General features: G+C 66.2%; 8 protein-coding genes. 5 read left to right on the top strand and 3 right to left on the bottom strand.

Annotated features, from left to right (window positions below; genetic code table 11):
• From QZX93_RS15150 to QZX93_RS15130, 5 genes are all read left to right on the top strand, one after another.
• On the top strand, window positions 1–921 hold a 921-nt coding region (locus tag QZX93_RS15150; RefSeq protein ID WP_295394727.1), incomplete at its 5' end, for a WD40 repeat domain-containing protein.
• Window positions 922–937: 16 nt separating this feature from the next.
• Entirely contained in the window at window positions 938–1,159 is a 222-nt protein-coding gene (locus QZX93_RS15145) for a DUF6883 domain-containing protein (protein ID WP_295393198.1), read from the top strand.
• Window positions 1,160–1,287: 128 nt separating this feature from the next.
• Window positions 1,288–1,524, top strand: coding sequence for a DUF4926 domain-containing protein (locus tag QZX93_RS15140; RefSeq protein WP_295393199.1), 237 nt, complete (start codon window positions 1,288–1,290; stop codon window positions 1,522–1,524).
• Between the two features lie 221 nt (window positions 1,525–1,745).
• Window positions 1,746–1,841: a DUF433 domain-containing protein gene (locus QZX93_RS15135; protein WP_295393200.1), complete on the top strand. Its 96-nt coding sequence runs from the start codon at window positions 1,746–1,748 to the stop codon at window positions 1,839–1,841.
• 208 nt (window positions 1,842–2,049) lie between these two features.
• Window positions 2,050–2,640 (top strand): Uma2 family endonuclease, encoded by a 591-nt coding sequence (locus tag QZX93_RS15130; RefSeq protein ID WP_295393201.1) that lies wholly within the window; start codon window positions 2,050–2,052, stop codon window positions 2,638–2,640.
• A 20-nt stretch (window positions 2,641–2,660) separates the two neighbouring features.
• On the opposite strand, the gene QZX93_RS15125 is transcribed toward QZX93_RS15130, so the two are convergent.
• From QZX93_RS15125 to QZX93_RS15115, 3 genes are all read right to left on the bottom strand, one after another.
• Window positions 2,661–3,116: a hypothetical protein gene (locus QZX93_RS15125; protein ID WP_295393202.1), complete on the bottom strand. Its 456-nt coding sequence runs from the start codon at window positions 3,114–3,116 to the stop codon at window positions 2,661–2,663.
• 166 nt (window positions 3,117–3,282) lie between these two features.
• Window positions 3,283–3,555, bottom strand: a complete 273-nt coding sequence (locus tag QZX93_RS15120) for a hypothetical protein (protein ID WP_295393203.1) — start codon at window positions 3,553–3,555, stop codon at window positions 3,283–3,285.
• 115 nt (window positions 3,556–3,670) lie between these two features.
• The gene (locus QZX93_RS15115; protein ID WP_295393204.1) at window positions 3,671–5,494 is read right to left on the bottom strand and encodes a hypothetical protein; all 1,824 of its coding nucleotides are present in this window, start codon (window positions 5,492–5,494) and stop codon (window positions 3,671–3,673) included.
• Window positions 5,495–6,219 lie beyond the last annotated feature (725 nt).

The following is a 6,219-nucleotide window of genomic DNA, read 5'->3' as shown; positions in this document are numbered from 1 at the left end:
CTCTCGTGGTCTGGGGACGGCACCCTGCGCCTGTGGGATGGCCACAGCGGCGCCCCGCTCGCCACCCTCGCCGGGCACACTGAGTGGGTATGGGGCACCCTGCCGCTCCCCGATGGGCGTATCCTTTCGTGGTCCAAAGACCATACCCTACGCCTGTGGGATGGCCACGGCGGCGCCCTCCTCGCGACCCTCGACGGGCATACCGACGGGGTTTGGGGCGCCCTGCCGCTCCCCGACGGGCGCATCCTTTCGTGGTCCAAAGACCACACCCTACGCCTGTGGGATGGCCGGAGCGGCGCCCCGCTCGCCACCCTCACCGGGCATACCGAATGGGTTCGGGGCGCCCTGCCGCTCCCCGACGGGCGCATCCTCTCGTGGTCCAAAGACCATACCCTACGCCTGTGGGATGGCCGGAGCGGCGCCCCGCTCGCCACCCTCGCCGGGCATACCGACTGGGTTGTTGGCGCCCTGCCGCTCCCCGACGGGCGTATCCACTCGTGGTCTCTGGACCGCACCCTGCGCCTGTGGGATGGCCAAGACGGCCAGCCCATCGGCGAGCCCATTGCGACAATCGATCTCCCCTGGGAGCACCCGGCGCTCTTGTTTTCCCGGCAGCAAGCCGAGCTACCGGCCGCCGTCTCCAACCAAACGGCCGGCTGGTCCCAGGGCAGGAGCGCGGGGGTTGCCACCTGTGCCATTCCAACCGATCCGACCTGCTGGGAAGGACAGGCCAATGTCGAGACCCGCGCACTCTTGCCCGACGGCATCCTGGTCGTCTCGCTCGCCAGCAACCACGTCTTCTGCCTGCAACTCTACCGCGGCAACCAGCGCATCACGATCGCCGACTACGAAGGCAGCGGCACCGTCCCCGGCGAAGCAGCGGAGGCTCCACCGCCGGACGCCACCTCGGACACCACCTGATCCCACCCACCAACCCATGCGCCTACCGAACGCCGTGGGCGTCCTGGTGGACCTCGACAAGCTCCGGGATTATTGCCTGAACCCGGCGCATCCCCGCGGCCGGCACAAGGCGCGGGTCTTCGCCTCGGTGCTGGGCATCGCCGCACGGGAGGCCGCATGGCTGCGGACCGCTTTCCTGCAGGCCGCCCGAGCGGGCGACGCAACCCCCGGGGCGGCGGATGTTCACGGTCAGCGATAGTATTTAGACACGTCTATCGTCGGAGCCAAGGGGACCGCCCTGGTGCGCACCACGTGGATCGTGCGCACCGGCGAGGACTTCCCGCGGCTCACCAGTTGCTATGTGCTGTAACCAGCCAGGAGGTTGCAATGAACGAAGCCATCAAGCCGTTCGACGTCGTGGCCCTGACGACCGACCTGCCGGAGATCGGCCTGATTGCCGGTCAGGTCGGCACCGTGGTGGAACCCTTAGGCGGGGCGCTCGGCGACGAGGCCTACGAGGTCGAGTTTATCGACGATACCGGCCGGACCTATGCCCTGGCGCCCATCCATGCCGCCCGGCTGCTGGTCCTCCACTACGACCCCACGCAGGTGGCCTCGGCATGAGGCTCAGGTCTCGCTCGATTCCAGGCGGCACGAGAGCGGGGCACCGCTCCCGGCGAATCGCCTACGCCGCCGCCGCGAGCCCGGCTTGCAGCCAATCGCCGGAACGCATAGGCTTCCATTTTGGAGTCCAGGATCGGCGAGCCGATCAGGGGCGAGCCATGGCGAGCGTCGGCGCCGCCTGATCCCGCACCACCGAGCCCGAGCACAACCGGGAGGTTTTCATGCCTTTGCCAACCCTCAGCCGCGACCCCGAGGTGATGGGCGGCGCCTTATGTTTCACCGGAACCCGGGTGCCGGTGCAGAACCTGTTCGATTAGGCGTTGAGGAAGGGACGCAGTGCGGGCGCCTTCGGCTGGGCGGCGTCTGATTCGCTCGTCATGGTGATGTGCCCTGTTGATTTCTTCCGATCGAGTGTCACGCGCAGGCCGACTTCACGGGACAGCCGCGACGCCGCTCGCGGTTATACTTGAGCCCACTCCCTCGGGCCGGCAAGTCGCCGGCCGTTGACACAGCGGAGCAACGCCCATGTCCCCACTCGCCCTCAAACGCGACCACTTCACCTACGGCGATTACACCCGCTGGCCGGACGACGAGCGGTGGGAACTGATCGACGGCGAGGCCTACAACATGTGCCCCGCCCCGACACGCATCCATCAGAAACTGGTGCTGGAGATCGCCACCCAAATCCACGCCTTCCTGCGCGACAGCCCCTGCGAGGTCTATGTGGCCCCCTTCGACGTGCGCCTGCCCAAGGCCGACGAGGCGGACGAGCGGGTGGACACCGTGGTCCAACCCGACATCGCCGTGATCTGCGACCCCGGCAAGCTCGACGACGCCGGCTGCCGGGGCGCTCCGAACTGGATCGTGGAGGTGCTGTCGCCACGCACCGCCGCCAAGGACCAGCGCCAGAAGCGCGACGCCTATGAGCGGGCGGGGGTACGGGAATATTGGCTGGTCCACCCCACCGACCGGACCCTGATGATCTACCGGCTGGCGGACGGGGCCTACGGCCGCCCCGAGGTGCAGGCGCTCGTGGGTGAGACCGCGGTTGCGGCCATGGCGGGGCTCTGCATCACCTGGCCGGCGGCGCCGGCCGAGACTGCCGCAGCGGGCTGATCGCCAGACCACAACGAGTCTCAATGGCGGCGCTTGGATCGATCGATATGGAGGCTTTTCGAGGGATCGATGCCATCGTAGACCGAGAAGCGCGAGAACATCACATCCATGGAGCCGTCCAGTGCGCCGAGCGCGCAGAGCCCCATGTCCAAATCGCGGAAATAAAAGACCATGCCCAACCGGTTGCCCAACGCGAAGGCGCCATGGGCAAGCGCAAAATCCTTGAGCCATAGGGCGGCCATCATCTGTGCCGGACCCGCGGACTGGATCGCCAACCGCTCTTGCAGGATTCCGAGTACCCCTCGAAACCGCTGCTCGATGGTTTTATCCTTCAGCGGCTTGCCTTTCGCCCGGAAGGCCGGGTCCGGCACCAGGTCGTCGAGGAAATAATTCATGATGAGTGAAAAATCGTCGGCATTGACGAGCAGGGTCTTCAGTTGCTCGATCTTGCCCGCGAGACGGGTTGGCATGGTCATGGATAGGGTCTCAGGAGGCGACCGCTGATGCAGCGATCCGGATCAATCCCGCGAGGCTGGGAGCGGCCTCGATCATAATTCCGACCACGGTCAGGTGTAGGTCGCCCTTCAGGGCGACCAGGCGCCAGCGCTTCCGCGGGTCGCCCTGAAGGGCGACCTACAGGGATTACGCCTGACGGACGAAATTCTGATCAAGGCCGCTGGGAGCATTGCGCTGAATGCGTTGAATCTCATTGCGGTATTCGGCCTGACGCGACAACCAGGTTCGATAAACGCTGGCCCATTCGCCGAAATCCAACGTCCAACGGTCGTCTTCCGGCTCCTCGCCGTTCATATAGGCGGGGAAAAACGTCTCGGAACGCAGCCCATACGTGCGCTCGAACTCAAGCAGATCCTCTTCCAGCGCATGGATGTCAGCCAGACTTTCATGATGCCCCATCGCCGGAACCTCCACCTGAGTGACGCGCTTTGAACAGTGGCCTACGGTGCTCAGGGTACGGCGGGCGCACCGGGTAGACAAGCGTCAATGCAAGGGCGGAACTCCCCTCGCTCGCTCAGTGCTTTTCACCAACCCCGATGCCCGCCCCGCCGGGCGCCGCACCCTTCCCGGACACCACAGCAGTCGGCGCGTGCGCTGCCTGGTGCCCGCTTCCCGGCTCGGCTGGGAAACGATTGAATCCCACGACCAACCAAAGAATGAAGACGGCGATGAGCCAGACGAGAAAGCCCCAGGCGTGGCCGGTGTGTCCCTTGTCCGGTGCGGGGCTGTCCCCGCCCGGTGGCGTCCCCGTGGGATGCTCCGTCTGCCCGCGCAGCTTGTGCGGCTTGAGCCCGAAGAAGGCGATGGCACCCGAGACCGCGGGGGCCAGAACCAGGCTCCAGAAGCTGTAGTCGGGGCTGAACAATGAATCGCCGTGATTGACGTAGTACATCAGGGCCGTGAAGTAATAGGAGACAAAGAAGACCTCCAGCCATTCCACCTTGGATTGCACATGGGCCACCAGGCGCGCGCTGTTGGCGGCCTCGTCGAGCAGTTTCTTGAGGTCGCGGGCCAGGGTGCCCAATTCGTCCAGGGCCGTGCCCTGGTAACGATCATTGTCCATCGCCTCCGCATCGCGCAGTGCCCGCTGAAGGGTGCCTAAGCCGTCCGCCACCCGCAGGCCGGTCTGCACCAGGTCGTAATACTGATTGATCACCTCGCGGGAACTGACCTCGGTGAAACAGCCGTTGACCGTAAAGGCCAGTGCCTGCCCATTGAGGCCGCGCAGCCGCTGCGGCAAATCGGCCACCGGCACGGGTTGGCCCGCGCGCGGTGCCTCGTCACCCGCGGCGGCGAGCGCCGCGCGAGCCTCACCGAGCAGGCGTTGCAGGGCGGCGCGTTGCAGCAGGCTGACCAGATAGGGGATGAAATACTTGTGCAGCACCGAGGGCAGGCGCTGCTCATCGTAGGATCGCGGCGGGTCCTGATCGGCGACCAGGTGCGCGGCCCCGAGGCTCCCCACCGCGGCCCAATGCCGGGGATTGAGCACCTGTTGCGCCACCGTCAGGCTGCCCGCGTGCCCGGGCTCCTCCACATGGGCCAGGGCGTTGAGGAAGGGGCGCAGGGATGCGCTCACCGTCGGGTCAGTGAAGTCGGCGGCCGGGCCGAAGCGGGTCACGCAATAGACCGAAAATTGGTCCTGCATGGATTGGTAGCCCAGGTCGGCCAATGGTTCCAGCAGAAATCCGGCCCACTCGATCAAATGGAAGGCCCCGCCACTGTAGCCCAGACGTTGCACCAGCGGCACATCGTCGGCCGGCGGGGTGCGGTTCGGGTCGCCATGCGGCGTGCGGAAGCGCCAGGCGGTGAAGCGGCGGCCCTGCGACAGGCGATAGTTCAGGTCTTGGAGCACAGTGAGATCGAGGCCGTCCGGGGGCTCGAAGGCCACGGATAACACCCCGGCGCCGTGCGGGGAGAGAAACAACTCGATGCCGGGTGCGGCCAGGTGGACCTTGAAGGCCGCGGGTCTGTCCCCTGCCTTGGGTCCGGCCGAGCCCGCGGCGGGTTCAAAGCTCCCGCCGCGCTTGAACCAGGTGTTGGCGGTCGCGTCCGGTACCCGCAGATAGCCGCAGCCGCCCGGGCCGTCGCCGACGCCGAACAGGAAGTCGCGGACATTGCGCAGGGTCTCGTCCCGATAGAATTGCGGGATGGCTTCGCCCGCCATCCAGCAGGGCCAGGTCTTCTTCTCCTCTTTCTCGTTAACGCGCTTGATCGTCTCGTGGGTCAATCCCCCCAACCGCTGCGCCGCGGCGGCCACCGCCGCGCGTTGGAAGAAGAACGGCAGCAGCAGGCGTAGCCGGTGGCCCTTCGGCTGGGCGTAACCCGATTCAGTCGTCATCGCAGTCTCCCCCCGTTGAATATTCCGCTGCGTGGGCCGTCGATCCCGGAAGCGCCGCAACCATTGGTCTTCGACCACGGCCATCCGTCACCCAAGGCCCGTATCGATCCAGGCGGACCGCGCACCAGATCCAGCCGGCCGGGGTCCGCTGCGCGGACGGCCCGCCCCACCCTGAGCACTTTACCCCACTGTTCAAGGCGAGTCACATGGGCCGCGTTCCTAGACGGTTTGCCACGTCTATATGAATGGAGAAGAGCCGGAAGACGACCGTTGGACCCAGGACTTCAGGCGAATGGGCCGGCGTTTACCGTTAAAGTCAGGCCGGGCCCCGGTGGGAACGGCTTTACCGTGAAAGTCGCGCCGGGAGCGCGGTCCACTTCTCCCTCCCCCCTCGTGGGGGAGGGCGGGGTGGGGGAACGGCCGGCGCCCGCCACTTTCATCTTGCGGGGTGGTGCGGGCGCCATGGCCGTTAGCCGCGACGAGAACTTGCAAAGACTCTGGCCTCGTCGCGGCTAAAGCCGCTCCCACGGGGGGGCTTTCATTGTACCGACGCCGCTGATTTTTATTGGATATGTCGGGAGCCTCCACCGGCTAACGGCCATGGAAGGGGGACCTACCACCCCGGAGCATGAAAGTCTGTCAGGCTAACGGGGCACTCCTGGGTTCCTCCGTCGTTTTCAGGTAAAAAAGACTTCAAAGACATTGGCTTGCGGCGACTTTCACGG

Source organism: uncultured Thiodictyon sp., assembly GCF_903946935.1.
In the GTDB taxonomy this organism is placed as follows: domain Bacteria; phylum Pseudomonadota; class Gammaproteobacteria; order Chromatiales; family Chromatiaceae; genus Thiodictyon.
The sequence above is the reverse complement of the archived record's forward strand: the minus strand, read 5'-3'. Positions and strand labels throughout refer to the sequence as shown.

Coding starts and splice junctions, on each gene's coding strand:
- QZX93_RS15115 (WP_295393204.1), bottom strand. CDS start 5,494: ATGACGACTGAATCGGGTTACGCCCAGCCGAAGGGCCACCGGCTACGC.
- QZX93_RS15125 (WP_295393202.1), bottom strand. CDS start 3,116: ATGACCATGCCAACCCGTCTCGCGGGCAAGATCGAGCAACTGAAGACC.
- QZX93_RS15130 (WP_295393201.1), top strand. CDS start 2,050: ATGTCCCCACTCGCCCTCAAACGCGACCACTTCACCTACGGCGATTAC.
- QZX93_RS15140 (WP_295393199.1), top strand. CDS start 1,288: ATGAACGAAGCCATCAAGCCGTTCGACGTCGTGGCCCTGACGACCGAC.
- QZX93_RS15145 (WP_295393198.1), top strand. CDS start 938: ATGCGCCTACCGAACGCCGTGGGCGTCCTGGTGGACCTCGACAAGCTC.
- QZX93_RS15120 (WP_295393203.1), bottom strand. CDS start 3,555: ATGGGGCATCATGAAAGTCTGGCTGACATCCATGCGCTGGAAGAGGAT.
- QZX93_RS15135 (WP_295393200.1), top strand. CDS start 1,746: ATGCCTTTGCCAACCCTCAGCCGCGACCCCGAGGTGATGGGCGGCGCC.